This is a genomic window from Caulobacter sp. 17J80-11 (assembly GCF_014349105.1).
Classification (GTDB): Bacteria; Pseudomonadota; Alphaproteobacteria; order Caulobacterales; family Caulobacteraceae; genus 17J80-11.
Genome location: NZ_JACSJI010000004.1, coordinates 1 through 23,935, shown reverse-complemented (window position 1 = coordinate 23,935; position 23,935 = coordinate 1). Strand labels below are relative to the sequence as shown.

Here is a 23,935-nt window from a genome sequence, read left to right as displayed (position 1 = left end):
TGACGCGTGGCCGCGCACGCTGGACAGACACGCTTTACGCCGCGACCATGCGCGCCGTCGGTGGGACCACAGGAGGCTCGGATGAGCGCAGTCTTCCACCTGTCGTCGATTGCGTTGTTCGCGGCGGCCTTCGCCTGCTGGTTCGCCCGCACGCCGCTGGGGCCCGTGGTGCAGGACGCGCTCGCGCCTCACCTGGTCGTCCTGGCCGTGGCGTGCAGCATCACCGGCTTCCTGTTCACCCGCGCCGGGCGGCAGAAGGGCCGCGGCCTGCGCCTGATCGCCGGGGCCGACGTGCTGGCCATCCTGCTGTTCGCCACCGCCTCGGGCTTCGGGATCGCCGAGGCCTTCGGCCTCCACGACACGCCGACGTGGATCTACGGCCTGCTGTGGGGCGCGGGCCTTCTGACCATGACCCTGGTCGGATGGGTCAAGCTGATCGAACTCAGCCGGCCGAAGCCGAAGCGGGCCTGACCCGGCGAAATTTGCAGAAATCAGCATTTTTGCGCCCATCGGGCGTAAGTGGCTGAAACTGCGCGCATTCCTTCGGGATCTTCAGCCGGCGCGCGCCGCGACGCGTGCAAGCGGTGCATTTAGTGTGGAACCGCAGCGTCGGAGGAACATTCCAAATTCCGCAACAAGGGAACTTGGAAACTATGACCCAAGCCAACGTTCGGAAGCCGGGTGTCTGGCTCGCCTCCATCCTGCTCCTCGGCGCGTCCAGCCTCGGGGCCTGCGCCTCGACGAAGTATGTCGACGAGCAGATCGCCGGCGTGAACACCCGCATCGACGCGGTCGACGCGAAGGCGCAGGACGCCGCCCAGCGCGCCGACGCCGCTTCCAGCGCGGCCCAGGCCGCCGCCGGCGAAGCCCGGACCGCCAACCAGCGCATCGACCAGCTCTCGGGCCGCGTGGATGCTCTGGAGCGTCAGCGCGCCGCCACCGTCCGGTCCCCCCGGAACTGAGGCGCGCCGTGCGCAGGCTCGCGAGGACGGTCCGGGATGGACAGGCGGCGGCTTCCAGCGGCCGCCTGAGGACCGCCCTCGCGGCCTGCGCGCTAGGCCTCGGCCTGGTTTCGGCCGGCGTGCTCGTCACGCCGGCCGAGGCCGCGTCCAGGCCCAGACCTGAGAAAACCGCGACCAGGGCCAAGCCGGCCAAGGCCGCGAAGATCGCCGCCTCGGACACCGTGACGGCCTTCGCCGACTGGGTGGTCGCCCGCCACGACAACGCCGAGCGACCGTTCGTCATTGTCGACAAGCTGCAGGCCGCCGTCTTCGTCTATCGTCCCGACGGGACCCTGAACGCGGCGAGCCCGGCCCTGATCGGCTTCGCGCCCGGCGACGATTCCGTGCCCGGCATCGGCGAGCGCCCCCTGGCCCAGATCACGCCCGAGGAGCGCACCACGCCCGCCGGCCGCTTCGAGGCCGGCTTCCGGCCGAACGGCCCCAAGCAGGTGTTGTGGGTCGACTACGACGCCGCCATCTCGCTGCACCCGGTGCGCGAAGTGACCCTGTCCGATCCGCGGGAGCATCGCCTGCAGCGGCTGAAGACCGCGAGCGCGGGCGACAACCGCATCACCTTCGGCTGCATCAACGTGCCGGACGCCTTCTTCGACAAGGTGGTGGCGCCGGTGTTCAAGGACGGCGACGGGATCGTCTACGTCCTGCCTGAGGCGCGGCCGCTGCACGACGTCTTCCCGACGCTGGGCCAGGACGCCGGCTTCACCAAGGTTTCGGCGCAGGGCGAAAAGAAGGGCTGGCGGAAGTTGTTTTCCCGGCGCGCGAAGTCCGACGCGCCGGAGGCGACCGCCGCCGTGGAAGATCACCGGGAGTCCGCCGCCGCGGCAGAAGACCGCAGCGCCACGCGGGCGTCTCGACCGGGCGCCGGAGGGGGTGGATAACCACCAGCTTCACCGCGCCCAGCGCGTAAAATTCGGGAGTGCGTCTTGGGAGCTAACGTGTCGGCCGTCCGCGATCATCTGAAGTCGACGCTCGCCGCCTGCGCGCTGGGGCTGGGGCTGCTGGCCGCCGGCGCGGTCGCGACGCCCGCCGCCGCCAAGCCCGCCCAAGCCGCCAAGTCCTCCAAGCCCGCCGCCAGGGCCAAAGCCAAGGCCAAGCCGGTGCAGCTCGCCACGCCCGTGGCCTCGCCGGCCGTGACCGGCCTGGTCGCAGGGATCATCGCGAGCCACGACAACGGCGGCTTGCCCTTCGTCGTCATCGACAAGCACAAGGCCGCGGTCTTCGTCTTCAACGCCGACGGCAGTCCGAACGGGGCCGTGCCGGTGCTGCTGGGCTACGCCGCCGGCGACGATTCCGTGCCCGGCATCGGCAAGCGGCCCATCGAGAAGATCAAGCCGGGCGAACGCACCACCCCGGCGGGTCGTTTCCTGACCAGCTTCCGGCCCAACGGCGGCAAGAAGAAGTCCCTGTGGATGGACTACGACGCGGCGGTCGCCCTGCATCCGCTTCGCGAGCTCAGCCGCTCCGGTCCGCGCGAGGGCCGCTGGCAGCGCCTGAAGTCGCCGAGCCCGGCGGACAACCGCATCACCTACGGCTGCATCAACGTGCCCGACGCCTTCTTCGACGAGGTGGTGACGCCGGCCTTCAAACAGCGCGGCGGCATCGTCTATGTCCTGCCCGAGACGCGCGCCCTGGCCGAAATCTTCCCCTCGCTGGGCGTCACAGAGGCCGCCGCGGTCGGGCCGAGCACCGGCGGGCGGTAGGCGTAAGCCCTTCCCCGCACGACCGGCTGGCCGGGGCCCAGATCAGGCCCGCTGAGGTCGCAGCTGGGTCACGGCTTTCGCCGGGACAAACGGACTGTGGGGGTCTAGCGGGCGCGCCCCGCTCAGCTCGCCTTCTTCGCGAACCGGCCGCCGGCCGTGGCGTAGGCCTGGGTGCCGCGGGTGAAGACCTTGTCCGACGCCAGGATCTCTTCGATCGGCAGGTCCGGTAGATCCTTCACGCGGGCGTAGATCGCGCCGAAGTCCCTGGTGGTCTCGGCCAGCAGGCTCTCGATCGAGGGGATGACGAAGTAGACCTGCTGGAAGTCGTCGATCCGGTAGAGGGTGCGCATCACCCGCTCCAGGTCGAAGCCCAGGCGGTTGGGCGAGGCGTCCTCGAGCGAGAACACGCTCTCGGTCTTCGACGAGACGATGCCGGCGCCGTAGATGCGCAGCCCCTGCGGCGTCTCCATCAGGCCGAACTCGACGGTGTACCAGTAGAGCCGCGCCAGGTTCTTCAGTTGGCCGAGCGCGAGCGCGCGGGCGCCGCCCTTGCCGTAGGCCTCCATGTAGTCGGCGAAGGTCGGGTCCGACAGCATGGGAACGTGGCCGAACACGTCGTGGAAGACGTCCGGCTCCTGGATATAGTCCAGCTGGTCCGGCTTGCGGATGAACTGGCCAGCCGGGAAGCGGCGGTTGGCCAGGTGGTCGAAGAACACGTCGTCGGGCACCAGCCCCGGCACCGCCACGACGGTCCAGCCGGTCAGCTTCTGCAGCGCCTCGTTCATCCTGCGGAAGTCGGGAATGCCGCCGCCGTGCAGGTCCAGCGCGTCCAGCCCCTTCATGAAGGCGTCGCAGGCCCGGCCCGGCAGGATCTTCATCTGCCGCTCGTAGAGCGTCACCCAGGTCTGGTGCTCGACGTCGGTGTAGGCGTCCCAGTCCTGCGGAATGGTCCAGTCCGCCGCCGCGCCCGGCGGCGGGGTGTCGAAGACGTGCTCGAAGTCGCTCATGGCGAACGCCTATACCCTGAAACGGGAGCGAGTCTAACGCGCGAGCGTCGCGGGGGATACCGCCGGCGAGCCCTTACGGGGTCGCCGACACGGCGGGTTCGGGGCTGAACCGGCCGCGGACCACGCCGGCCACCCGGCAGCCGCCAAGGCGGTGGCATTCGACCAGGACGGCGTCGTCGTCGGCCCGCACCCAGGCCTGCGCCGCCCCGTGGGACTGGCCCTCGGCCGGCGAACTGAGCCCGTAGCGGCGACCGCCCCAGGTCCCGATCCTCGCCCCGTCTTCCAGGCAGGCGCGCGCGATCCAATCCTGCGTCCGCCAATAGCGCGTGGGACAGCCCTCCGGACGGCGGTAGGGGCCGGCCGCGACGCGCAGCCCCGGCTCCAGGTCGAACGCCTCGGGCTTCGGGGGACCGAACAGCCACAGGTCGGAGCCGAGCAGGATCGCCGCGACCGCGGCCAGCCCGGCCAGCGCCCAGCTGTCATCCCCGGAATTCCGACGTCGCCGCTTCGCGTCAACCACCCACGTTCTCCATGAAGCGGTCGGCCACCACCCGCGTGACCCGGCAGCCGACCAGCCGGCCGCAGCGGACCAGCAGGGCGTCGGGCCCCACCCTCACCCACTTCTGCCGGAGCGAGCGGCCGGTGCGGCCGCGCGAGCGGTTCGGCCGCCCCAGGCCGTAGGCCTCCAGCTTCCAGTCCGGCAGGGCCGCGCCCCCGTTCAGGCAGGCGAAGGCCATCCAGTCGCCCGCCCGCCAGTTCAGACGGGAGCGGCAACCGTCCGGCGCCTCGTAAGACCTGGACGACACCTTCAGGCCCGGCGACAGGTCGGCCGCGCCCGGGGCGAGGTCGCCCAGCAGGGTCAGGTCGGGGGCCAGCGCCGTCACGATCGCCGCCAGGATCAGCCCGGCCTCCAGCCACGGCTTGCGCGCGCGCTTCGTACGCAGCTCGATCTTCTCGTAGGCCACGTCCAGCCGCTCGCGCCGCCAGGCGTCCAGCTCGGATCGCCCGTCCGTCGCCGACGGCGCCGGCTCGCGTCCGCGCCGGCCGAAAACCTTGCGCATCATGCACGCGGCTCCCAGGCGTCGTAGAAGCGGCCGCGCACGATATGGGTGGCCTTGCAGCCGACCAGCAGCCCGCAATGGGCCAGGACCGCGTCGTCGCCGGCCCGGAACCAGACCTGGAGGGCCAGCCCCGAACTGCTCGGCGGCGGAGGCGTCAAGCCGTAGGCCCAGGTCTCCCCAGAGGAGATGCCGTACCCGCGCAGACAGGCCCTGGGCATCCGCTGCCCCTCGTCCCAGGCCGCCCCCGGACACCCCTTAGGCGTCTGGTAGCGCGCGGCCGCGATCCGGAGCCCTGGCGACACGTCGGAGGCCGCCTGACGGGCGTTGGCCAGTTCCAGTTCTTGCCAGGCGAAGGCGATCGGGATGCTCAGGACCAGCAGTTTCAGCCGCCTGCCCCAGTTCACCCCCGGCGTGGGCTCGGCCGGCGCCTCGGCGGGCGCGGGTCCGGCCCAGTCGGCCGACGCAGGGCGGCTGGAGATGTCTTCCGGCGGCCGGCGCCGGCCGAACCCTGGATACGCACGCACGTCCGGCTGCTCCCGCATTCGCCGGGATCATCGGGCGCCGGGCCTTGCCCGGACCCTAACGGCGGCGCGGATTGCCGCCCGACGCGGATCGCCGTACGCCGGACCTCCCGTCCGGAGACCGCGCGCATGTACGCCCTCTACATCGGCAACAAGAACTACTCGTCCTGGTCGCTGCGCCCCTGGGTGCTGATGCGCGCCCTGGACATCCCGTTCGAGGAGCGGCTGGTCCCGTTCGAGACCGGCTCGAGCTGGGCGGCCTTCCGCCACTTCTCGCCCACCGGCAAGGTGCCGTGCCTGATCGACGGCGCGACCCAGGTCTGGGACTCGCTGGCCATTTGCGAATACCTGGCCGAGGCGCACCCGGGCGTCTGGCCGGCCGGGCGCGAGGCGCGCGCCTGGGCTCGTTCGGCGGCGGCGGAGATGCACTCGGGCTTCGGCGCGCTGCGCAACACCTGCACTATGAACTGCGGCCTGCGCGTGCGGCTGAGCACGACCTCTCCCGCCCTGGACACCGAAGTGGCCCGCATCGACGAGCTGTGGCGCGAGGGGCTGGAGCGGTTCGGCGGGCCGTACCTCGCCGGCGCGGCCTTCACCGCCGTCGACGCCTTCTTCGCCCCGGTCGCCTTCCGCGCGCAGACCTACGGGCTGGAGCTTTCGGCGCCGGCGGCAGGCTATGTGCGGCGCGTGCTGGACCTGCCGGCCATGCGGGCCTGGTACGCCGACGCCCTGGCCGAGACCTGGCGCGAGCCCGGCCACGAGGACGAGGCGCGGCAGGCCGGGACCTGGCTGGAGGACCTGCGCGCGCCCGCGGCCTGAAGCTTAGGCAAGCTGCGGCGAGCGACCGCCACACGCTGAATCAAACGCAATTTTGGCGACCGAAGCGGCGCGAACTCCCGTGACCTCGACATACGCGGGCGCGGGCCTTCACGCTTTCTCAAGGCCGCCGTTCGACAGTGCGCCGTCCTGGGAGCAGCCATGCGCGGCGTCAGAGTTCTTGGTCCGATTCTGGCGGCCTCGTTGGCGTCCGCCCTGCCGCTCGGCGTGCACGCGCAGCCGACGGGCACCGACGCGCTCCACGCCCTGACGCGCGCCGTCGAGGACCGCGCCGACCACACCAGCTTCAAGGCGCTGTCGGCCTTCGGCCAGGCGGCCATGGAGCTCGAAGGCCGCGAGCGCCTAGATCGCCTGCAGCACGTCGCCTGGGTCTATCTCAACCAGTCCGAGTTCGAGCAGTTCGAGCTGTGGAACGGGCGCCTGCGCGCCCAGGCCGAGCGCGACAACGACGCGCGCTATCTGTCGATCGCCCGCACCAACGCCGCCCGCGCCCGCTATGACGAGGGCGACGAGAGCGCGTCGGCCGAGATCGCCCGCATCGCGGCCGCCGAAACCGACTGGTACGCCCGCGTCCACGCGCTTCGCATGCGCGCCTACATCCTGCGCACCGACCAGGTCGGCTCGGCCCTGAAGCTTTTGGCCTACGCCGACACCCTGATCCCGGCCAAGGACCGTTACGCCGCCACCGCCCGCGCCGGCGTCTGGGAGATCACCGGCCTGGTGCTGATGGACCTCAGCGACCTGCAGGGCGCGGCCGACGCCTTCCGCCGCTTCGAGTTCGATTCCGCCGCCACCGGCTATCCCCGACCCGACTTCGACAGCGTCTACAACCTGGCCAGCCTGGCGGTCCGGCTTGGCGAAAAGGACCTGGCGAGCGACCTCTACGAAGCCCACCACCGGCTCGCCTCACGGTCGGACCTGGCCAGCCTGAAGAAGTGGGACCGCTATCTGTGCGGCATGGTCAGCGAGGCCCGCGACGCACCCCGCGACGTGCTGGCCTGCTTCGACGGCATGGGCGAGGAGCTGAAGGGCGCGGAGTTCCTGGCCCCCGCCCTGCTGCCCATGCGCGCCATCGCCCGCGCCCAGACCGGCCAGACGGCCGCCGCGGCCCACGACCTGGCGCGGCTGCGCGCGATCGGCGGCGGATCGCGCCTGCTGCAGGTCGAGGCCGAGGTGCTGCGCGCCCAAGGCCGCTACGATCAGGCCTTCGAGAAACAGCGCGCCTACTACCAGCACCGCGCCGAAGGCTCGGCCCGGAAGTTCAACGCCGGCGTGCACCAGATCACCTCGGAAATGCAGGGCCAGCTGCAGCGCCGCCGCGAGCAGCTGGAGACCGCCAAGCGAAACGCCGCCCTGCAGCAGGACGTCATCGCCGCCCAGCACTGGATGTTCGCCATCGCCGGCGTGTTCGTGCTGTCGGCCGCCGCCACCCTGGTCTGGCAGCGCCGCGCCGCCCGCCGGCTGAAGGCCGCCCAGGTGCAGGCCGAGGCCGCCAACCGGGCCAAGAGCGAATTCCTGGCCAATATGAGCCACGAGATCCGCACGCCGCTGAACGGCGTGGTGGGTCTGGCCGGCCTGCTGGCCAAGGCCGACCTGCCGCCGCGCGAGCACGAGATGGCGCAGATCGTCGACTCCTCGGCCCAGGCCCTGGAGAGGCTGCTGTCGGACGTGCTGGACCTGGCCCGGGTCGAGGCCGGCCGCCTGGCGGTCGAGAACGCCCCGTTCCATGTCGGCGACCTGGTCCGCGCCGTGGCCGCGTTGAGCCGCCTGCGCGCCGACGAAAAGGGCCTGGCCCTGGAGGTCGAGATCGCGCCGGAGATGGAGGCCGTCTGCGTCGGCGACTCCGCGCGCCTGCGCCAGGTGCTGGTCAACCTCGTCAGCAACGCGGTGAAGTTCACCGAGACCGGCCGCGTGACCCTCTCGGTCCAGCCGGCCGGCGAAGGCCGCGCCCGCTTCGCGGTGCTGGACACCGGCGTGGGCTTCGACGCGGCCCAGAAGCACCGGCTGTTCGGCCGCTTCGAACAGGCCGACGGTTCGATCACCCGCCGCTATGGCGGCAGCGGCCTGGGCCTGGCCATCTCGAGCCAGCTGGCCGAGCTGATGGGCGGAACGCTGGACTGCGATTCCACACCGGGCCTGGGCTCGGTGTTCTGGGCCGAACTGCCCCTGCCCTCCGCTCCTCACGACTCCGAGCCCGACGCCGTCGCGTCCCAACCCGAACCGGTCGCCGAGCGCGCCGTGCGCGTGCTGCTGGCCGACGACCACCCGACCAACCGTCAGGTGGTGCGCGTCATGCTGGCCGACTTCGGGGTCGAGGTCTCCACCGTCGAGAACGGCGCCGAAGCGGTCGAGGCCCTGCAGCGCGACCGCTACGACGTGGTGCTGATGGACATGCAGATGCCGGTGATGGACGGCCTGGAGGCCACCCGCCGCATCCGCGCCCAGGAGCAGGCCTCCGGCGCGCCGCGCACGCCGATCCTGATGCTGACCGCCAACGCCATGCCCGAGCACCGCGAGGCGGCCGGACAGGCCGGCGCAGACGGCCACGTCGCCAAGCCGGTCACCGCCGTGGCCCTGCTGACCGCGCTGAACGAGGCGCTGACGCCGGCGGCCGATGACGCGGAAAGCGCGGCGGCCTGAGCCCTCAATCGAGGAACTTCACCTCGCCGGTGTCGATGTGCTTAACCGCGGCGACGATCTTCAGCCGGCCTTCCGCCATCGCCTCGGCGAGCGCGGTTTCGGCGGTGCGCAGCCGCTCGGCCACGCGTCGGGCGTTCTCCTCCACCGCCGCGATCGCCGCGTCGGCGTGCCCGCCGCGGGCGCGCACGTGCAGGACCGCCGGGATGATCGGGGTGACCATCTCCTCCAGCGACGGATCCAGCTCCATCTTGCCGTCGACCACCGCCTCGGCGGCGGCGACCGCGCCGCAGCCGGTATGGCCCAGCACCAGGACCAGCGGGCACTTCAGGTGCTTCACCGCGTAGACGATCGAGGCCAGGCCGCGCCGGTCGATGGTGTTGCCCGCCACCCGGACGATGAACAGCCGCCCCAGGCCCTGGTTGAACAGGATGGTCGGCGGCGTGCGGCTGTCGGCGCAGGCGATCACCGCGGCGAACGGGTGCTGGGCCTCGCGCAGGCCCGCCAGGTCGGCGGCGGTGACGTGGCTGATCACGCCCTGCCCGCTCAGGAAGGCGCGGTTGCCGGCCTTCAGCAGCTCGAGCGCCCCCTCGGGGCCGAGCGCGCCGACGTCCACGTCGCCGGAAAAGGGATGGTCGTCGCCGGACGGCGGCTCCGGCGGCGGCGGACCTTCGGGCGGCTTGCCGCCGCGTCCGCCGTTTCGCCCCTTGCCGAACAACCAGGCCATCGCGCGCCGCTCCGCTTCAAAGCGGCGGCACTATAGCCCCGAGCGCGGCGGCGGGGCGATCACAAAGCCTGACAGATCATCCAGCGTCGTCACCCTCGGGCTTGTCTCGAGGGCCCAGTCGTCCGTCGCAGAACGGCTGGACGCGCGCGCGCGTCGATGTCGGCGCGAACTCGGCGCTTTTCGTGGAGGCTGAACCCTGGGCCCTCGGGACAAGCCCGAGGGTGACGGATTGATTGCTCAGTTCAGCTGCCTGGGCTTGGGCATATATCGCCCGTGGTCGAAGGCCACGAACACCTGATCGGCCTGGGGGTTCTTCACCGGCTGGCCGGTGTCGTCCGCCTCCAGGTTCTGCTCCGAGACGTAGGCGACGTAGCCGCCGTCCTCGCCGTCGGCGATCAGGTGATAGAACGGCTGGTCCTTGGACGGCCGCACGTTCTCGGGGATGGCCCGCCACCACTCTTCGTTGCTGGCGAACTCGGGATCCACGTCGAACACCACCCCCCGGAAGGGGAACAAGCGGTGGCGCACGACCTGGCCGATCCCATACTTGGCGATGCGCGTGTTCATGCCCGTAAGGGTGCTCCCCTACGCCTGACCGAATGATGAACGGCGAACACGGGTGTTCCGTCAGGATACGGCCGCGGGGACCGAACTTTTCCTCCCTTGCCCGGTCAGGGTTCCCCGTAGGTGGACGGACAAACCCTCACCGCTGACCTTGCCCTCGTCCCGGCGCTCGCTACCTTGGTCGTGAAGCGGGTTGTTTCGGCGCGGCGCATGTGGGTCGCGACGGCGGCCCTCACCTTAGGGGTCGAGCCATGTCCGAGGCTCCCGCCAGGCCGCGCAGCGGCCAGGCCGGTCGCAGCCCCAGGCCCGAGGCGGAGCATTTCGCCGCCTTGGATCTGGGGACCAACAACTGCCGCCTGCTGATCGCCACCCCGGCGGACGGCGGCTTCCGCGTCGTCGAGGCGTTTTCCAGGATCGTGCGGCTGGGCGAGGGCCTGACCCACACCGGCCGGCTGCAGCCCGAGGCCATGGACCGCGCCGTCGCGGCCCTGCGCATCTGCGCCGAGAAGATTCGCCGCCGGCGCGTGGCGCGACTGAAGGCCGTGGCCACCGCCGCCTGCCGCTCGGCCGTCAACGGCCCCGAATTCGTGCGCCGGGTCGAGGAAGAGACCGGGCTGAAGCTGACCATCATCGGCCCCGACGAGGAGGCCCGCCTGGCGGTGGCCGGCTGCCGCAACCTGCTGGACCGCGAGGCCGAGGCCGCCCTGGTGGTCGACGTCGGCGGCGGCTCGACGGAACTGTCCTGGGTGGCCCTGACGCCGGGCCGCGACGGGCGCCCGCGCACCGACATCAAGGCCTGGCTGTCGATCGCCGTCGGCGTGGTGAGCCTGGCCGAGCGCTTCCCCGAGCCGGACGAAGACCAGGACCTCTGGTGGCGGGCCATGGTCGACTCGGTGAAGGCCGAGATCTCGGCCTTCGAAGGCGCCGAGGCCGTGCGTTCGATGTTCGCCGACGGCCGCGCCCACCTGGTCGGCACGTCAGGCGCCATCACCAGCCTGGCCGGCATGCACCTGGGCCTGCAGCGCTATGACAGGAACCGCGTCGACGGCCTGTGGCTGACCCACGCCGACTGCCAGGCCGCGGCCGGCAAGCTGATGGACATGGGCCGCACGGGCCGCGCCGCCGAGCCCTGCATCGGCCCCGACCGCGCCGACCTGGTGCTGGCCGGGGCGGCCATCCTGGAAGCCGTGCAGGAACTGTGGCCCTGCCAGCGCGTCCGCGTCGCCGACCGGGGCCTGCGCGAAGGCATGCTGCTGTCGCTGATGAAGGACAGGAACCGCAAGCGGCGGCGGAAACGGCGGCGCGGGCCGGCGAAGGTCAGCTGACTCCCCTTCTCCCCTTGCGGGAGAAGGTGGCGCGCGGAGCGCGTCGGATGAGGGGTGCGGGCGCGACGCCGGCCGCGTTTGGCCCCCCGCTCTCAATCCTGGTCTCGACCGCCGACACCCCTCATCCGGCCGGCTCCGCCGGCCACCTTCTCCCACAAGGGGAGAAGGGAGTTATTGGTCGACCCGGCCCTCCAGCGCCTGCTCGCACCTGGCGCCCGGCGCCAGCACGTCGCGGGTGACCGTCGCGCCCTTGAACGCCGGATCGTCGGCCAGAACCCGCACCTTCTGCATCGTGTCAGGCTGAGCGGGCGGCTCGCCGGGGGCCAGCGCGCGCACGGCGTCCATGCCGGCGATCACCCGGCCGAAGACGGTGAACTGCTTCTCCAGCGGTGCGTAGCCGGTGACGATGAAGAACTGGCTGTCGCCGCTGTCGGGGTCGTCGTAGTGGGCCATGGCCAGCACGCCGGGGCAGAACTTCGCCCAGGCGGTCCCGTCGGCGCCCTTCGCCAGCGGCAGCGGCCCGACCGCGTCGCCGGCGGCCTTGAAGGTGAACTCGGCCTTCAGCGCGCCCTTGCCCGAGGGATAGACGCCGTCGGTCCGCTTCTCGCCGCCCTGGGCGATGTAGTTGGGAACCACCCGGTAGAAGCGCGCGCCGTCGTAATAGCCTTCGCGGGCAAGTTCTTTCACGCGCGCCACGTGGGCGGGCGCGGCTTCGGGGACCAGTTCGACCAGCACCCGGCCCTTGCCGGTGTCGATCACCAGCACGTTTTCCGGCGCGACCGCCGTCCGCTCGGCCGCCGCGGCCGGAGCGGCCAGCAGGGCGAGGACGGCGGCGAGCGCCCTCACCTCACGCGCCCTGGGTCGGGACGTCGACGTCGCAAACCGAGAAGGCGGCGCCCTTTTCCTTGCGGACCTTGTCGACCAGGGCGGTGAAGGCCTTGGAGCGGACGTCCAGCACCTTGATCTTCGGCTGTTCGGCGGCCGGCATGTCGGCCATCACGCGCACCTTGAGCATCTTGTCCGGGCTGGCCGGCGGCTCGCCGGTCGCCAGCTTGCGCACGACGTCCAGGCCCGACGCCACCCGGCCGAAGGCCGTGTAGTTTTTGTCCAGCACGTGGTTCTCGCCGCGCATCAGGAAGAACTGGCTGTTGGCGGTGTTGGGGTCGCCGGTGCGGGCCATGCCGGCCACGCCCGAGCAGAACAGGCCGTTGGCCGGCACGCGCTGGTCGGCGGTGAACAGCATCATGTCGTCGGCCTGGGTCTGCACCGGCAGCAGGCCGGCGAAGCCGACCGACTGGCCCTTGGCGCTCTCGATCGAGGCGTAGGCCACGTCCGCGCCGCGGCGGAAGGTGAACTCGGCCTGCAGGTCCGGATAGCTCGAACCGCCCTGGCCGGTGCCTTCCGGGTCGCCGGTCTGAGCCATGAAGTCGTTGATCACCCGGTGCCAGATGATGCCGTCGTAGAAACCTTCGCGGGCCAGCTGCTTCAGGCGCTCCACGTGGCGCGGCGCGGCCTGGGGCGACAGCTCCAGCACGATGCGGCCCTTGGTGGTGTCGATCACCAGGGTGTTCTCGGGATCGAGCGCGCGCCAGTCGGCGGCCTGGGCGGTCACGGTCGGCGCGACGGGCGTGGCGGCCGAAACGGCGGCAGGCCCGGCCAGAGCCGCAAGGGCGGCGATCACGACAGCTTTCATGCTCATTCCCCTCTCGGGCCCCTCACAGGCGCAGCCGTCGATCTGTGCGGTTTCACGCCATCTTCGGCAAGCTCAGAATGAGGGATTTCAGCCCGCCCCCGTCCTGAGCCCGGCGAAGGATATGCCACGGCTCAACCGCCTTGGACCGGCACCTCGATGTCGCAGATCGAGAAGTCCGCGCCCTTCTCCTTGCGCACCTTGTCGACCAGGGCGGCGAAGGCCTTGGAGCTGGTGTCCATCACCTTCAGCTTCGGCGCGTCGGCGGCGGCCATGTCGCCCATCATGCGCACACGGACCATCTTGTCCGGGTTCTCCGGCGGCTCGCCGACGTTGAGCGCGCGCACCACGTCCAGCCCGGTCACCGCCCGGCCCCAGATGGTGTAGCGCTTGTCCAGCGCCGGATAGGGCTGGCGCATGATGAAGAACTGGCTGTTGGCGGTGTCGGGCTCGTCGCCCCGGGCCATGCCGGCCACGCCCGGGCAGTACAGCCCCCAGGCGTGCACCTTCTTGTCGCCGGTCCTGGCCATCAGCGCGTCCGGCTGGGTGGCGATCGGCAGGGTCCCGACGAAGCCCAGCACCGCGCCGGCCGGCCTGGCCACCGGCGTCATGGCCAGCTCGGGGCCGCGGCGGAAGGTGAACTCGGCCGGCACGTCCGGATAGGGCGACTGGCCCTCGCCCGTGCCCAGCGGGTCGCCGGTCTGGGCCATGAAGTAGTCGATCACCCGGTGCCAGGACTGGCCGTCATAAAAGCCCTCGCGCGCCAGCTTCTTGATGCGCTCGACGTGCTGGGGCGCGGCGGCGGGCGTAAGCTCGACCACGATGCGGCCCTTGGTGGTGTCGATCACCAGGGTGTTGTCGGGATCCAGCGCCCGCCAGTCGGCGGCGCTCGGCGCGACTTCGGCCGGCGGCTTCTTCGGCCCCTTCGGCGCGGCCTGGACGGCGCCCGTGACGGCCAGGGCGGCGACGGCCGCGAGCACGACGGATTTCATGGGATTCCCCTCCCCGGAGCTTTGCGTCGAGATCAGCGGGTTCGGGGGGGATTGTCCAGTGCGGGGCACTGCGCCCCACTCAATCGTCACCCTCGGGCTTGTCCCGAGGGTGACGAACTATTTGACCCGCGCCGGGATCTCGAGGTCGCACGGCGAGAAGTCGGCGCCCTTGACCGTCCGCGCCTTCTCCACCCGCGCGGCGAACTCGGCGCTGCGGACGTCCATGACCTGCACGGTCGGGCGCTCGGCGGCCGGGATGTCGGAGAGCATGCGCACCTTCACCATGGTGTCGGCGTTATTGACCGGCTCGCCGGTCTTCAGCTTGCGCACCACGTCCAGGCCGACGACCACCCGGCCGACCACGGTGTAGCGCTTGTCCAGCGCCGGATAGGGCTGGCGCATCAGGAAGAACTCGGAGTTGGCGCTGTCCTCGGCCTCGCCGCGGCCCATGCCGACCACGCCCTGGCAGTACAGGCCCCAGGCGCTGGCCTTGCCGTCCGAGGCGCGCGCCATGGCGGCGTCCGGATTGCCCTGCACCGGCACGCTCTGCACGAAGCCCAGCACGGTGCCGTACGGATTGGCCACCGCCGCAAACGGGGTCTGCGGCCCGCGCCGGAAGGTGAACTCCGGCTTCAGGTCGGGATGAGAAGACTTGCCGCCGTCGACGTTTCCGGGATCGCCCGTCTGGGCCATGAACCAGTCGATCACCCGGTGGAATTCCAGCCCGTCGTAGAGCCCCTCGCGGGTCAAAAGCTTGATCCGCTCCACCGCGCTGGGCGCGATCTCCGGCGCCAGCTCGACCACGACGCGGCCCTTGGAGGTGTCGATCACCCAGGCGTCATCCGGCTCGACCGTCCGCCAGGTCGGAACGGGCCCGGCGGCCGAGGCCGCGGCCGGAACGGCGAGCGCCAGGGCGGCGGCGAACAGAACGGCTTTCAACGGCATGGTCCCCCGAGTTCGGGCGCAGGTCAGCGGGTTCGCGGGCGCTTGTCCAGAGCGTGGCCGGGCGGAAGGTCGCGCCGCGCCGAATAATCCGCGGCCCCGCGCGAAGCATGCTAGAAACGGCGTGCTCGTCAGCCGGACGGCCGCGCGCCGCGCGCTCCGGCCGACGACGCCCCGGAAAGGGGCAGCCCATGACCATCGCGACCCCGATTCGATTCGGCCCGAACGCATCCGCGGATCGGGAACTCGCGCGCGCGCCGGACCTCCGCCGCGCGCGACCAGGAGCATCGTCATGGCCAAGGGTCAGAAACGCAGCGGCCGCGAGCCGCGCAAGCCGAAGGCCGAAAAGCCGAAACCGCCGATCGTGATCTCGGCCTCCAGCTCTCCGTTCCAGAAGAGATAGCGTGACCGCTGCTTCACCCGTCGAGGCCGCCGCCGCGCTCGGCCGCGGCTATGCCGAGACCCGGCGCGCGATCAAGGCGTGCGAGGACGCGCTGAAGCGTCTCGAGCGTGACAACGAAAAGGAACTGCGGGCCCTGCGCCGCACCCTGCGCGGCGGCCGGGCCGGCGACACCTATGTCGCGGAATCCGAGCTGTTCCAGTCCTGGCGCGCGCGCCGCGAAACGCTGGCCACCGACCTGCGCCGGCTGAAGGCCGCGCTCGATGACCCGCGCGGAACGCTCGAGACCACGCCCAAGGGACTTGCATGAACCGCCTACGCCGCGACCCGCCCTATCGCCCCACCTATTCAGGAGACATCGTGATGACGCCCCTCAAGGTCCCCGCTCCCACCCTGACCAAGACCGCGCCGACCCTTCGCTCGGCCGACTTCCGCCACGCCATCGTCACGGCCGAGGCCGAGGGCCTACGCACCGACGCCCTGACCCTGCGCCTGACGCTCCGCGACGAGTCCGAGCTCAAGCGCGATCCGGCCGTAAAGGTCGAGGAGATCAGCTTCGCCGGCGGCGTGATGCGCTTCCTGGGCGTCAAGGTGGTGGCCGGCGGCGTCGCCGTCAGCAGCCTGGACCGCGGCGGGGCCTAGGTCCCGCCCGCCCGGCTCGACCGCCTGCGCGAGTCAGCGGAGGCTCCGCAGCGAACGCAGGTCGCTGGGGGCGGACGTGTCTATCTTCGAGTACGTGATGGTCCTGGTGTCGGTCGTGCTGTCGCTCGGCCTGACCCATCTGCTGTCCGGTTTCGGCGCCCTGGTGCAGGGCGGCGGCCGCGTGAAGTTCTCGGCGCTTCACGCCCTGTGGGCGGCGATGTGCCTGCTGCTGACCTTCGACATGTGGCTCAGCCTCTGGGGCCTGCGCGACCTGCAGGCCTGGAGCCTGCCGGTCCTGCTCATCGTGTTCGCCTCGACCGTGGTGCTCTACCTGTTCGCCATGTTCGTCACGCCGGCCGCGTCGGAGGAGCCGCGCGACCTCTACCAGTTCCACCTGGACAACCGGCGCGGCTACGCCGTCGCCATGGGCGTCTACCTGGTGATCGGCGCGATCCTGAACGCCACCCTGACCAGGCAATTCGAAGGCGTGAACGCCAGCATCCCGGTCATGCTGGGCCTGCTGGCCCTGGCCTGGTTCGTCCCCGCCCGCTGGGCGCAGTGGGTGTCGGCGCTGGGCCTGTTCGCGACCCTGGTCGGCTACTTCGCGCTGTACCTGCCGCAGATCAGCATGTGAGAGCCCAGGGACCCGCCCGGCCGCCAGCGCCGTTGTCGGGCATGGCCCACCGCCCCACCGCACCGGACTGGATCGTCCGCGTCGCGGCGATCGAGGCCGGCGCGACCGGCCTGTTGCTGCTCGCCAGCCCGCCCCTGTTCGCGCGGCTGGTCCTGGGCGCCGGCCTGCCAGATGCGGGCCCGCCCCTCGGACGTCTAGCCGGGATCGCGCTGCTGGCGCTGGCCCTGGCCGGCTGGCGGCCGACGGTCGCGACCCTCCGCGCTCAGGCGATCTACAACCTGCTCGCCGGCGCCTATCTGACCTGGCTGGGGATCGCCGGCCTCGGCGGGATCCTGCTGTGGCCGGCCGTCGTCCTGCACCTGGGCCTGGCGGTCCTCATCGGACGCGCCTGGATGAACGCTCGGCGCGCCTAGGCGAACTTCGCCCGCAGCCGCCCGGCCACCGTCTCGGGCACGAAGGCGCTGATGTCACCGCCCAGCCGGGCGATTTCCTTGACCAGGCGCGAGGCCACCGCCTGGTGGCGGGGGTCGGCCATCAGGAAGACCGTCTCGATGTCGCGATTGAGCTGCTGGTTCATCGCGGTCATCTGGAATTCGTATTCGAAGTCGGCGACCGCGCGCAGGCCGCGCACGATGACCTGCGCCCCGACCTGCTCGGCGAAGTGCATCAACAGGCTGTCGAAGGGCTGCACGACGATCTGGCCGTCGGCGATCTTCGCGCACTCCTCGCGGACGGTCTCGACCCGTTCCTCGAGGCTGAACAGCGGGCCCTTGTCGCGGTTGATGGCGACCCCGATCACCAGCCGGTCCACCAGCTTCACGGCCCGCCCGATGATGTCCAGGTGGCCGTTGGTGATCGGGTCGAAGGTGCCCGGATAGAGACCGACGCGCATCAGCGCCCCCCGTCGTTGCAGCCGGCCGAGGCTTACGCCTCGACCGCCGCCTCTTCTTCAGACTCGCTCTCGGCCAGGCGCTCGACCGAGACGACGCGCTCGCCGCCCGCGGTGCGGAAGATGGTCACGCCCTGGGTGTTGCGTCCAGCCCGGCGGACCTGCCTGGCCGGCGTGCGGATCAGCTGGCCGCCGTCGGTGACCAGCAGAATCTCGTCGCCTTCCTCGATCGGGAAGGAGGCGACCAGCTTGCCGCCGCGCTTGGACAGGTCGTGGGCCTGCAGGCCCTGGCCGCCGCGTCCGGTGCGCCGGTATTCATAGGCCGACGAGCGCTTGCCGAAGCCGGTGTCGGCCACGGTGAGGATCACCTGCTCGGCCGCCTTCAGCTCGTTGAACCGCTCAGGGCTCAGGGTGACGACGCCTTCCGCGCCCTCCTCCTCGGCCTCCTCGGCGGCCGGAGCGGCGTCCTCGGCGGTCTCGCCCAGCTGGCGGCGCAGCTCCTTCAGATAGGCTGTGCGCTCGGCCGGGGTGGCGTCGACGCGGTTCAGCACGGCCATGGAGATGACCTCGTCGCCGGACGCGAGGCGGATGCCGCGCACGCCGGTGGAGTCACGGCCCTTGAACACCCGCACGTCGTCCACCGCGAAGCGGATGCAGCGCGCCAGCGCCGTGGTCAGCAACACGTCCTGGTCGGAGGTGGCGATCGCCACGCCGACCATGGCGTCGTCCTCGCCCAGCTTCATGGCGATCTTGCCGGCGCGGTTGACGTTGACGAAGTCGGACAGCTTGTTGCGGCGCACGTCGCCGGCGCGGGTGGCGAACATCACGTCCAGCGCTTCCCACTGCGCCTCGTCCTCGGGCAGCGGCAGCACGTTGGTGATGGTCTCGCCGCCGTCGAGCGGCAGCAGGTTGACCCAGGCCTTGCCCTTGGAGGTCGGCGTGCCCAGCGGCAGGCGCCACACCTTCATCTTGTAGACCTTGCCGGTGGACGAGAAGAACAGCACCGGCGCGTGAGTGGAGGCGCTGAACACGCCCACGATCGCGTCCTCGTCCTTCATGGCCATGCCGCCGCGGCCCTTGCCGCCGCGATGCTGGACCCGATAGGTCGAAAGGGGCGTGCGCTTGACGTAGCCCGAGTGGGTGATGGTGACGACCATCTCCTCGCGGGGGATCAGGTCCTCGTCCTCGAGCTCGGCGTCGCCTTCCACGATCTGGGTGCGGCGCGGCACGGCGTAGGCGTCGCGGACCTCGACCAGCTCTTCGCGAACGATGCCCAGCACCCGCTCGCGCGAGGCCAGGATTTCCAGATAGCCCTGGATGGCGCTGGCCAGCTGGCGCGCCTCGTCGAAGATCTCGTCGCGGCCCAGGCCCGTCAGGCGCGACAGGGTCAGGGCCAGGATGGCGCGGGTCTGCTCGTCGGTCAGGCGGATCAGGCCGCCGTCCAGCACGATCGAGCGCGGGTCGGCGATCAGCTCGACCAGCGAGATCATGTCGCCGGCCGGCCAGTTCTTCGCCTGCAGGCGTTCGCGCGCCTCGGTCGGATCGGCCGAGGAGCGGATGATGTGGATGACCTCGTCGATGTTGGCCACCGCGATGGCCAGACCGACCAGCACGTGGCCGCGGTCACGGGCCTTGGCCAGCTCGAACTTGGTGCGGCGGACCACCACCTCTTCCCGGAACTCCAGGAACAGGTCGAGCAGCTTGCGCAGGCCCATCTGCTCGGGCCGGCCGCGGTCCAGCGCCAGCATGTTGACCCCGAACGAGGTCTGCAGCTGGGTGTAGCGGTAGAGCTGGTTGAGGACCACGTCGCCCGAGGCGTCGCGCTTCAGCTCGACCACCACGCGCATGCCGTCGCGGTCGGACTCGTCGCGGATGTCGGAGACGCCCTCGATCTTCTTCTCGCGCACCAGTTCGGCGATGCGCTCGATCATGGTGGCCTTGTTCACCTGATACGGGATCTCGGTGATGACCACGGCCTCGCGGTCCTTGCGGATGGTCTCGACCGAGGCCTTGCCCCGGGTGATGACCGAGCCGCGGCCCGAGATCAGCGCGTTGCGCGGCGCGGTCCGGCCGATGATCTCGCCGCCGGTCGGGAAGTCCGGGCCGGGGACGATGTCCAAGAGCTCGTCCAGGCCGATGTTCGGATCGTCCAGCAGCGCCAGACAGGCGTCGACCACCTCGCCCAGGTTGTGCGGCGGGATGTTGGTGGCCATGCCGACGGCGATGCCGCCGGCGCCGTTGACCAGCAGGTTCGGGATCCGCGACGGCAGGACGACCGGCTCGAGTTCCTTGCCGTCGTAGTTGGCCTGGAAGTCGACGGTGTCCTTCTCGATGTCGGCCAGCAGCGCCACGGTGGGCTTGGCCATGCGCGATTCCGTGTAGCGCATGGCCGCCGCCGGATCGCCGTCGACCGAGCCGAAGTTGCCCTGGCCGTCGACCAGCACCAGCCCCATGGAGAAGGGCTGCGCCATGCGCACCAAGCTGTCGTAGATCGCGGCGTCGCCGTGCGGGTGATACTTACCCATCACGTCGCCGACGATGCGCGCCGACTTCACATAGGGGCGGTCCGGCGTGTTCCCCTGCTCGTGCATCGAATAGAGGATGCGCCGGTGCACGGGTTTGAGGCCGTCGCGCGCGTCCGGCAGGGCGCGCGAAACGATCACGCTCATGGCGTAGTCGAGGTACGAGCGCTTGAGCTCGTCTTCGATGGCGATGGGGGCGATGCCCCCACGGCCCGGCTCCGAACCGGAGGGTATGGTCGCGTCGTCGCTCACGGGGAAAGCTTGGGAATCGAAACGATTGCGTTCCCGCTCTGATTAGCACCCTGGCCCCGTTGGCGCAAAAGGCGCGGTCGAGCTGTCCCCACCCGTTTGTGGGACCTTGCGCCTATATGGCGAGCCGGCCGGAGTATTTCCCCCACGCGACGGGCCGCGGGGCTGATCCACAAGGGAATTTCCGCGTCCCCTCCGTTCGGGTGATCGACTTCGCCGGCCAGACAGTTTCTGAGTGGACGCACAAACCTCGAGAGGAAGGACCGATGTTCGAAGCGTTCCTGATCGCCGCGGCCCTCGCCGCCGCCCCGGCCCCCGCGGGCGCCCAAGGCGCCGCAAAACCCGCCGCTGCGGCCGAGCCCGCCCCCAAGCCGGTCGCCTCCGCCGATCTGAAGGACGCCTCGGGCGCCAGCGTGGGCACGGCCACGATCTTCGAAGGCCCGGGTGGGCTGCTGATGCGGATTGAGGCCAGCGGCATTCCGTCCGGCTGGCACGGCGTGCACTTCCACGAGAAGGGCGTCTGCACCGGGCCGGACTTCGCCTCCGCCGGCGCGCACATCAAGGCCGGAGACCACCTGCACGGCCTGCTCAACCCCAAGGGCCACGAGGCCGGCGACCTGCCCAACCTGTTCGCCGACGGCGGCGGCCGGGTGGAGATGGCGGTCTGGTCCAACTCGGTGTCGATCAAGGGCGCGGAGGGCCGCCCCGCCCTGCTGGACGCCGACGGCTCGGCCGTCGTGATCCACGCCAATCCCGACGACCAGCACAACCAGCCGACCGGCAACTCCGGCGGCCGGATCGTGTGCGGGGTGCTGAAGGCCGCGGGCTAAATCAAGCCGTCATCCCGGCCGGACGTCCCCGAAGGGGGCGGGAGAGCCGGGACCCAGCAAGCTCGACCTGAACGCTGCAATCACGCGGCAACCAGCGTCGCGCTTACTGGGTCCCGGCTCTCCGCTTCGCTACGGCCGGGATGACGATCGTGATTTACGCCAGCCCTCCGCTCGCCCGCCCATGCGGGGCGGCGCGGCGGGTGCGCTCGCGCTTGGGCGCGAACAGCTGGCCCAGGGCCAGGGCCCAGCCGAACGGAACATCCTTATGGGAGCGGAACGCGTATTCCATAGCCGGTCTCCTTGCGCGGGCCTTGAACGCGAGGAGAATTCGCGCGATCTGCAGTTTCGAACAACGCAGTTCTCCTGCTGACCCCATAAGGCCCGCTTATGTCTGACGTGCTCGCGACCCTGCCGCTCTCCGCCGTGCGGGTGTTCGAGGCGGCCGCGCGCCTGGGCAGCTTCACCCGCGCGGCCGAGGAGCTGGGCATGACCCAGGCGGCGGTCAGCTGGCAGATCAAGTCGCTGGAGGGGCGTCTGGGCCAAAGCCTGTTCCGCCGCCTGCCGCGCGAGGTCGTCCTCACCCCCGCCGGCGAGCGGCTGTCGCGCGCCGCGACCGACGCCATGAGCCTGCTGCGCACTGCGGTTTCCGACCTGACCGAGACCGGCAAGGGCGTTCTGGCGGTCACCACCCTGTTCACCTTGGCCAACCAGTGGCTGTCGCCCAGGCTCGGCGGCTTTCAGCTGGCCCACCCCGATCTGGCGCTCAGGCTCGACACCAACCCGTCCCTGCTGGACCTGGCCGGCGGCGGCCTCGACCTGGGCGTGCGCGCCGGCGACGGCCGCTGGCCCGGGCTGGAGTCGACCTGGCTGATGCCCTCGATCCAGACGCCGCTGCTCGCGCCTTCCCTGCTGGAGCGGCTGGGCGGCCTGGACACTCCGCGCGACCTCGCGAGCGCCCCGCGTATCGGAACCGACAGCGAATGGGCCCAGTGGTTCGGCGCGCTGGGCCTGGGCTCGGGCGAGCGGCGCACCCGCTTCACGGCCGACACTCAGATCGCCGAGGTCGCCTCCGCCCTTTCCGGCCAGGGCGTGGCCCTGGCCAACCCCATCCTGTTCGCGCGCGAACTGGCCGACGGCCGGCTGGTCCAGCCGTTCGAAGCTGTGGTCGAGACCTCGCCCGGCTACTGGGTGGCCTACCCGACCGAACGGCGCCGCACGCCCAAGATCGCGCTGTTCCGCGACTGGCTGCTGGCCGAGGCCGCCGCCGATCCGGCGGTGCAGGCCTACGCGGCGACGCGTCCCCAATAGCGCCCAAGAGGAACCCCGCCGCGACAGGCGAATTAGCAGCTCCACAGAGGAGTTCGTCTTGCGCATCGGCCACTTTCGCCGCGCGGCTAAGGAGCTCGGCCCCGGCCTGGTCACCGGCGCGGCCGACGACGATCCGAGCGGTATCGCCACCTACTCGCAGGCGGGCGCCCGGTTCGGCTTCAACATGCTGTGGACCCTGGTCCTCACCTATCCGCTGATGACCGCCATCCAGCTGGTCAGCGCCGAGATCGGGCGGGTCACCGGGGCGGGCCTGGCGAAGAACATGGGCGAGGTGTTCCCCCGCCCGGTGGTCACAGCGCTGGTCGCCCTGTTGTTCTTCGCGAACACCATCAACATCGGCGCCGACCTCGCCGGCATGGGCGCCGCGGCGAAGCTCGCCCTCGGCTGGAACGCCCACGTCGCGACCGTCGCCTTCGGGCTCGGATCCCTGCTGCTGCAGGTGTTCGTCTCCTACCGCCGCTACGCCCGTTTTCTGAAGATCCTGACCATGGCGCTGCTGACCTATGTGGCGACCCTGTTCGTGGTCGAGCTCGACTGGGGCGCGGCGCTGAAAAGCCTGGTCCTGCCTGAGTTCGAGCTGAACGGCGGGGCCATGACCATGATCGTGGCGGTCTTCGGCACCACCATCAGCCCCTACCTGTTCTTCTGGCAGAGCTCCCAGGAGGTGGAGGAGGTCAACGAGAACCCGAAGGCGAAGCCGCTGAAGGAGGCTCCGCGCCAGGCCAAGCGGGAGCTGGCGCGCATCCGCATGGACACCTTCGTCGGCATGGCCTTCTCGAACATCGTGGCCATGGCGATCATGCTGGCCACCGCCGCCACCCTGCACGTCAACGGCAAGACCGAAATCCAGACCGCGGCCGAGGCCGCGGAGGCGCTGCGTCCGGTGGCCGGCCCCTTCGCCTTCGCCCTGTTCAGCCTGGGCATCATCGGCACCGGCCTGCTGGCCGTGCCGGTCCTGGCCGGGTCGGCCGCCTACGCGCTCTGCGAAAGCCGCGGCTGGAAGGAAGGCCTGGGCGAGAAGCCCTGGCGCGCCGTGGGCTTCTACAGCGTGATCGGCGCGGCCATGCTGCTGGGCGTCGCCATCGACTTCTCGCCCCTGGATCCGATCAAGGCCCTGTTCTGGAGCGCGGTGCTCAACGGTGTGGTCGCCGTGCCGATCATGGCGGCGATGATGCTGGTCGCCAGCCGCCGCGACCGCATGGGACGCTTCACCATCGGCCCCTGGGTGCGCGCGGGCGGCTGGGGCGCGACCGCCGTCATGGCTGTCGCCGCGGCGGCCATGTTCTTCGCGCGGTGAGCAAAACAAAAACCCCGCCGGATCGCTCCGGCGGGGTTTCATTCGTTCTGCGCGGTTAAGCGCTGACCGACTACTCGAGGATCTTGGCCACGACGCCGGCGCCGACGGTGCGGCCGCCTTC

27 protein-coding genes are annotated in these 23,935 nt (G+C 70.9%); 14 read left to right on the top strand and 13 right to left on the bottom strand.

Going from position 1 to position 23,935, the window contains the following annotated elements; all coding sequences use genetic code 11:
* Positions 1-81: 81 nt before the first annotated feature.
* The 4 genes from H8B08_RS05585 (at position 82) to H8B08_RS05570 (ending at position 2,719) form a co-directional block, all read left to right on the top strand.
* A complete protein-coding gene (locus H8B08_RS05585; protein ID WP_187449218.1) occupies positions 82-471 on the top strand; it encodes a hypothetical protein in 390 nt (129 codons plus the stop codon).
* A gap of 182 nt (positions 472-653) precedes the next feature.
* A complete protein-coding gene (locus H8B08_RS05580; protein WP_222934334.1) occupies positions 654-962 on the top strand; it encodes a hypothetical protein in 309 nt (102 codons plus the stop codon).
* An 8-nt stretch (positions 963-970) separates the two neighbouring features.
* Positions 971-1,897: a hypothetical protein gene (locus H8B08_RS05575; RefSeq protein ID WP_187449217.1), complete on the top strand. Its 927-nt coding sequence runs from the start codon at positions 971-973 to the stop codon at positions 1,895-1,897.
* 57 nt (positions 1,898-1,954) lie between these two features.
* Complete coding sequence (locus H8B08_RS05570) at positions 1,955-2,719, top strand: hypothetical protein (protein ID WP_187449216.1); 765 nt, start codon at positions 1,955-1,957, stop codon at positions 2,717-2,719.
* 122 nt (positions 2,720-2,841) lie between these two features.
* Here the strand turns inward: H8B08_RS05570 and phhA are convergent, their stop codons facing one another.
* From phhA to H8B08_RS05550, 4 genes are all read right to left on the bottom strand, one after another.
* Entirely contained in the window at positions 2,842-3,726 is an 885-nt protein-coding gene (gene phhA / locus H8B08_RS05565) for a phenylalanine 4-monooxygenase (protein ID WP_187449215.1), read from the bottom strand.
* Positions 3,727-3,799: 73 nt separating this feature from the next.
* A complete protein-coding gene (locus H8B08_RS05560) occupies positions 3,800-4,246 on the bottom strand; it encodes a hypothetical protein (RefSeq protein ID WP_187449214.1) in 447 nt (148 codons plus the stop codon).
* Positions 4,239-4,790, bottom strand: a complete 552-nt coding sequence (locus H8B08_RS05555) for a hypothetical protein (RefSeq protein WP_187449213.1) — start codon at positions 4,788-4,790, stop codon at positions 4,239-4,241. The genes H8B08_RS05560 and H8B08_RS05555 overlap by 8 nt, the downstream gene beginning before the upstream one ends.
* Positions 4,787-5,311: a hypothetical protein gene (locus H8B08_RS05550; protein WP_187449212.1), complete on the bottom strand. Its 525-nt coding sequence runs from the start codon at positions 5,309-5,311 to the stop codon at positions 4,787-4,789. Before H8B08_RS05550 ends, H8B08_RS05555 begins: the two co-directional genes overlap by 4 nt.
* 126 nt (positions 5,312-5,437) lie before the next feature.
* Between H8B08_RS05550 and H8B08_RS05545 the strand changes: the two genes are divergently transcribed.
* Together H8B08_RS05545 and H8B08_RS05540 are read left to right on the top strand one after the other, a co-directional pair.
* Entirely contained in the window at positions 5,438-6,127 is a 690-nt protein-coding gene (locus H8B08_RS05545; RefSeq protein ID WP_187449211.1) for a glutathione S-transferase family protein, read from the top strand.
* Between the two features lie 159 nt (positions 6,128-6,286).
* Positions 6,287-8,785: a response regulator gene (locus H8B08_RS05540; RefSeq protein WP_187449210.1), complete on the top strand. Its 2,499-nt coding sequence runs from the start codon at positions 6,287-6,289 to the stop codon at positions 8,783-8,785.
* 4 nt (positions 8,786-8,789) lie between these two features.
* On the opposite strand, the gene H8B08_RS05535 is transcribed toward H8B08_RS05540, so the two are convergent.
* The gene (locus H8B08_RS05535) at positions 8,790-9,509 is read right to left on the bottom strand and encodes a carbonic anhydrase (protein ID WP_187449209.1); all 720 of its coding nucleotides are present in this window, start codon (positions 9,507-9,509) and stop codon (positions 8,790-8,792) included.
* A gap of 237 nt (positions 9,510-9,746) precedes the next feature.
* Positions 9,747-10,076: a heat shock protein HspQ gene (hspQ, locus tag H8B08_RS05530; protein ID WP_187449208.1), complete on the bottom strand. Its 330-nt coding sequence runs from the start codon at positions 10,074-10,076 to the stop codon at positions 9,747-9,749.
* A 248-nt stretch (positions 10,077-10,324) separates the two neighbouring features.
* Between hspQ and H8B08_RS05525 the strand changes: the two genes are divergently transcribed.
* Positions 10,325-11,398, top strand: a complete 1,074-nt coding sequence (locus H8B08_RS05525; RefSeq protein ID WP_187449207.1) for a Ppx/GppA phosphatase family protein — start codon at positions 10,325-10,327, stop codon at positions 11,396-11,398.
* Positions 11,399-11,569: 171 nt separating this feature from the next.
* On the opposite strand, the gene H8B08_RS05520 is transcribed toward H8B08_RS05525, so the two are convergent.
* From H8B08_RS05520 to H8B08_RS05505, 4 genes are all read right to left on the bottom strand, one after another.
* Complete coding sequence (locus tag H8B08_RS05520; protein WP_187449206.1) at positions 11,570-12,244, bottom strand: peptidylprolyl isomerase; 675 nt, start codon at positions 12,242-12,244, stop codon at positions 11,570-11,572.
* 1 nt (position 12,245) lies between these two features.
* Positions 12,246-13,091 carry a peptidylprolyl isomerase gene (locus H8B08_RS05515; protein ID WP_255500690.1) on the bottom strand — a complete coding sequence of 282 codons (846 nt, stop codon included), beginning with the start codon at positions 13,089-13,091 and terminating at the stop codon, positions 12,246-12,248.
* A 131-nt stretch (positions 13,092-13,222) separates the two neighbouring features.
* Entirely contained in the window at positions 13,223-14,080 is an 858-nt protein-coding gene (locus H8B08_RS05510; RefSeq protein ID WP_187449204.1) for a peptidylprolyl isomerase, read from the bottom strand.
* 117 nt (positions 14,081-14,197) lie between these two features.
* Positions 14,198-15,025 (bottom strand): peptidylprolyl isomerase, encoded by an 828-nt coding sequence (locus H8B08_RS05505; RefSeq protein WP_187449203.1) that lies wholly within the window; start codon positions 15,023-15,025, stop codon positions 14,198-14,200.
* A 401-nt stretch (positions 15,026-15,426) separates the two neighbouring features.
* Between H8B08_RS05505 and H8B08_RS05500 the strand changes: the two genes are divergently transcribed.
* The 4 genes from H8B08_RS05500 to H8B08_RS05485 all read left to right on the top strand — a co-directional run bounded on the left by H8B08_RS05500 (position 15,427) and on the right by H8B08_RS05485 (position 17,111).
* Positions 15,427-15,732, top strand: coding sequence for a hypothetical protein (locus H8B08_RS05500; protein WP_187449202.1), 306 nt, complete (start codon positions 15,427-15,429; stop codon positions 15,730-15,732).
* A gap of 53 nt (positions 15,733-15,785) precedes the next feature.
* Positions 15,786-16,064 (top strand): hypothetical protein, encoded by a 279-nt coding sequence (locus H8B08_RS05495; RefSeq protein ID WP_187449201.1) that lies wholly within the window; start codon positions 15,786-15,788, stop codon positions 16,062-16,064.
* 76 nt (positions 16,065-16,140) lie between these two features.
* Positions 16,141-16,698, top strand: coding sequence for a hypothetical protein (locus H8B08_RS05490; protein ID WP_187449200.1), 558 nt, complete (start codon positions 16,141-16,143; stop codon positions 16,696-16,698).
* A gap of 41 nt (positions 16,699-16,739) precedes the next feature.
* Positions 16,740-17,111, top strand: coding sequence for a hypothetical protein (locus tag H8B08_RS05485; RefSeq protein ID WP_187449199.1), 372 nt, complete (start codon positions 16,740-16,742; stop codon positions 17,109-17,111).
* Here the strand turns inward: H8B08_RS05485 and coaD are convergent.
* Both coaD and gyrA read right to left on the bottom strand, forming a co-directional pair.
* Positions 17,108-17,590 carry a pantetheine-phosphate adenylyltransferase gene (gene coaD, locus H8B08_RS05480; RefSeq protein ID WP_187449198.1) on the bottom strand — a complete coding sequence of 161 codons (483 nt, stop codon included), beginning with the start codon at positions 17,588-17,590 and terminating at the stop codon, positions 17,108-17,110. The two genes, H8B08_RS05485 and coaD, sit on opposite strands and share 4 nt — an antisense overlap.
* A gap of 32 nt (positions 17,591-17,622) precedes the next feature.
* Positions 17,623-20,361 (bottom strand): DNA gyrase subunit A, encoded by a 2,739-nt coding sequence (gyrA, locus tag H8B08_RS05475; protein WP_187449197.1) that lies wholly within the window; start codon positions 20,359-20,361, stop codon positions 17,623-17,625.
* A 278-nt stretch (positions 20,362-20,639) separates the two neighbouring features.
* On the opposite strand from gyrA, the gene H8B08_RS05470 reads away from it, so the two are divergent.
* Complete coding sequence (locus H8B08_RS05470) at positions 20,640-21,188, top strand: superoxide dismutase family protein (RefSeq protein ID WP_370545416.1); 549 nt, start codon at positions 20,640-20,642, stop codon at positions 21,186-21,188.
* 154 nt (positions 21,189-21,342) lie between these two features.
* On the opposite strand, the gene H8B08_RS19065 is transcribed toward H8B08_RS05470, so the two are convergent.
* Positions 21,343-21,477 carry a hypothetical protein gene (locus H8B08_RS19065; RefSeq protein ID WP_255500686.1) on the bottom strand — a complete coding sequence of 45 codons (135 nt, stop codon included), beginning with the start codon at positions 21,475-21,477 and terminating at the stop codon, positions 21,343-21,345.
* 98 nt (positions 21,478-21,575) lie between these two features.
* Here H8B08_RS19065 and H8B08_RS05465 point away from each other — a divergent pair, with 98 nt between their 5' ends.
* Together H8B08_RS05465 and H8B08_RS05460 are read left to right on the top strand one after the other, a co-directional pair.
* Positions 21,576-22,496 (top strand): LysR substrate-binding domain-containing protein, encoded by a 921-nt coding sequence (locus tag H8B08_RS05465; protein ID WP_187449195.1) that lies wholly within the window; start codon positions 21,576-21,578, stop codon positions 22,494-22,496.
* A 58-nt stretch (positions 22,497-22,554) separates the two neighbouring features.
* Entirely contained in the window at positions 22,555-23,814 is a 1,260-nt protein-coding gene (locus H8B08_RS05460) for an NRAMP family divalent metal transporter (RefSeq protein WP_222934333.1), read from the top strand.
* Positions 23,815-23,935: the final 121 nt, after the last annotated feature.

Excerpts from the sequence above, each read along its gene's own strand:
- H8B08_RS05585 (WP_187449218.1), top strand. The coding sequence starts at position 82 with ATGAGCGCAGTCTTCCACCTGTCGTCGATTGCGTTGTTCGCGGCGGCC.
- H8B08_RS05580 (WP_222934334.1), top strand. The coding sequence starts at position 654 with ATGACCCAAGCCAACGTTCGGAAGCCGGGTGTCTGGCTCGCCTCCATC.
- phhA (WP_187449215.1), bottom strand. The coding sequence starts at position 3,726 with ATGAGCGACTTCGAGCACGTCTTCGACACCCCGCCGCCGGGCGCGGCG.
- H8B08_RS05555 (WP_187449213.1), bottom strand. The coding sequence starts at position 4,790 with ATGATGCGCAAGGTTTTCGGCCGGCGCGGACGCGAGCCGGCGCCGTCG.
- H8B08_RS05545 (WP_187449211.1), top strand. The coding sequence starts at position 5,438 with ATGTACGCCCTCTACATCGGCAACAAGAACTACTCGTCCTGGTCGCTG.
- H8B08_RS05540 (WP_187449210.1), top strand. The coding sequence starts at position 6,287 with ATGCGCGGCGTCAGAGTTCTTGGTCCGATTCTGGCGGCCTCGTTGGCG.
- H8B08_RS05535 (WP_187449209.1), bottom strand. The coding sequence starts at position 9,509 with ATGGCCTGGTTGTTCGGCAAGGGGCGAAACGGCGGACGCGGCGGCAAG.
- hspQ (WP_187449208.1), bottom strand. The coding sequence starts at position 10,076 with ATGAACACGCGCATCGCCAAGTATGGGATCGGCCAGGTCGTGCGCCAC.
- H8B08_RS05525 (WP_187449207.1), top strand. The coding sequence starts at position 10,325 with ATGTCCGAGGCTCCCGCCAGGCCGCGCAGCGGCCAGGCCGGTCGCAGC.
- H8B08_RS05515 (WP_255500690.1), bottom strand. The coding sequence starts at position 13,091 with ATGAAAGCTGTCGTGATCGCCGCCCTTGCGGCTCTGGCCGGGCCTGCC.
- H8B08_RS05510 (WP_187449204.1), bottom strand. The coding sequence starts at position 14,080 with ATGAAATCCGTCGTGCTCGCGGCCGTCGCCGCCCTGGCCGTCACGGGC.
- H8B08_RS05505 (WP_187449203.1), bottom strand. The coding sequence starts at position 15,025 with ATGCCGTTGAAAGCCGTTCTGTTCGCCGCCGCCCTGGCGCTCGCCGTT.
- H8B08_RS05495 (WP_187449201.1), top strand. The coding sequence starts at position 15,786 with ATGACGCCCCTCAAGGTCCCCGCTCCCACCCTGACCAAGACCGCGCCG.
- H8B08_RS05485 (WP_187449199.1), top strand. The coding sequence starts at position 16,740 with ATGGCCCACCGCCCCACCGCACCGGACTGGATCGTCCGCGTCGCGGCG.
- coaD (WP_187449198.1), bottom strand. The coding sequence starts at position 17,590 with ATGCGCGTCGGTCTCTATCCGGGCACCTTCGACCCGATCACCAACGGC.
- H8B08_RS19065 (WP_255500686.1), bottom strand. The coding sequence starts at position 21,477 with ATGGAATACGCGTTCCGCTCCCATAAGGATGTTCCGTTCGGCTGGGCC.
- H8B08_RS05465 (WP_187449195.1), top strand. The coding sequence starts at position 21,576 with ATGTCTGACGTGCTCGCGACCCTGCCGCTCTCCGCCGTGCGGGTGTTC.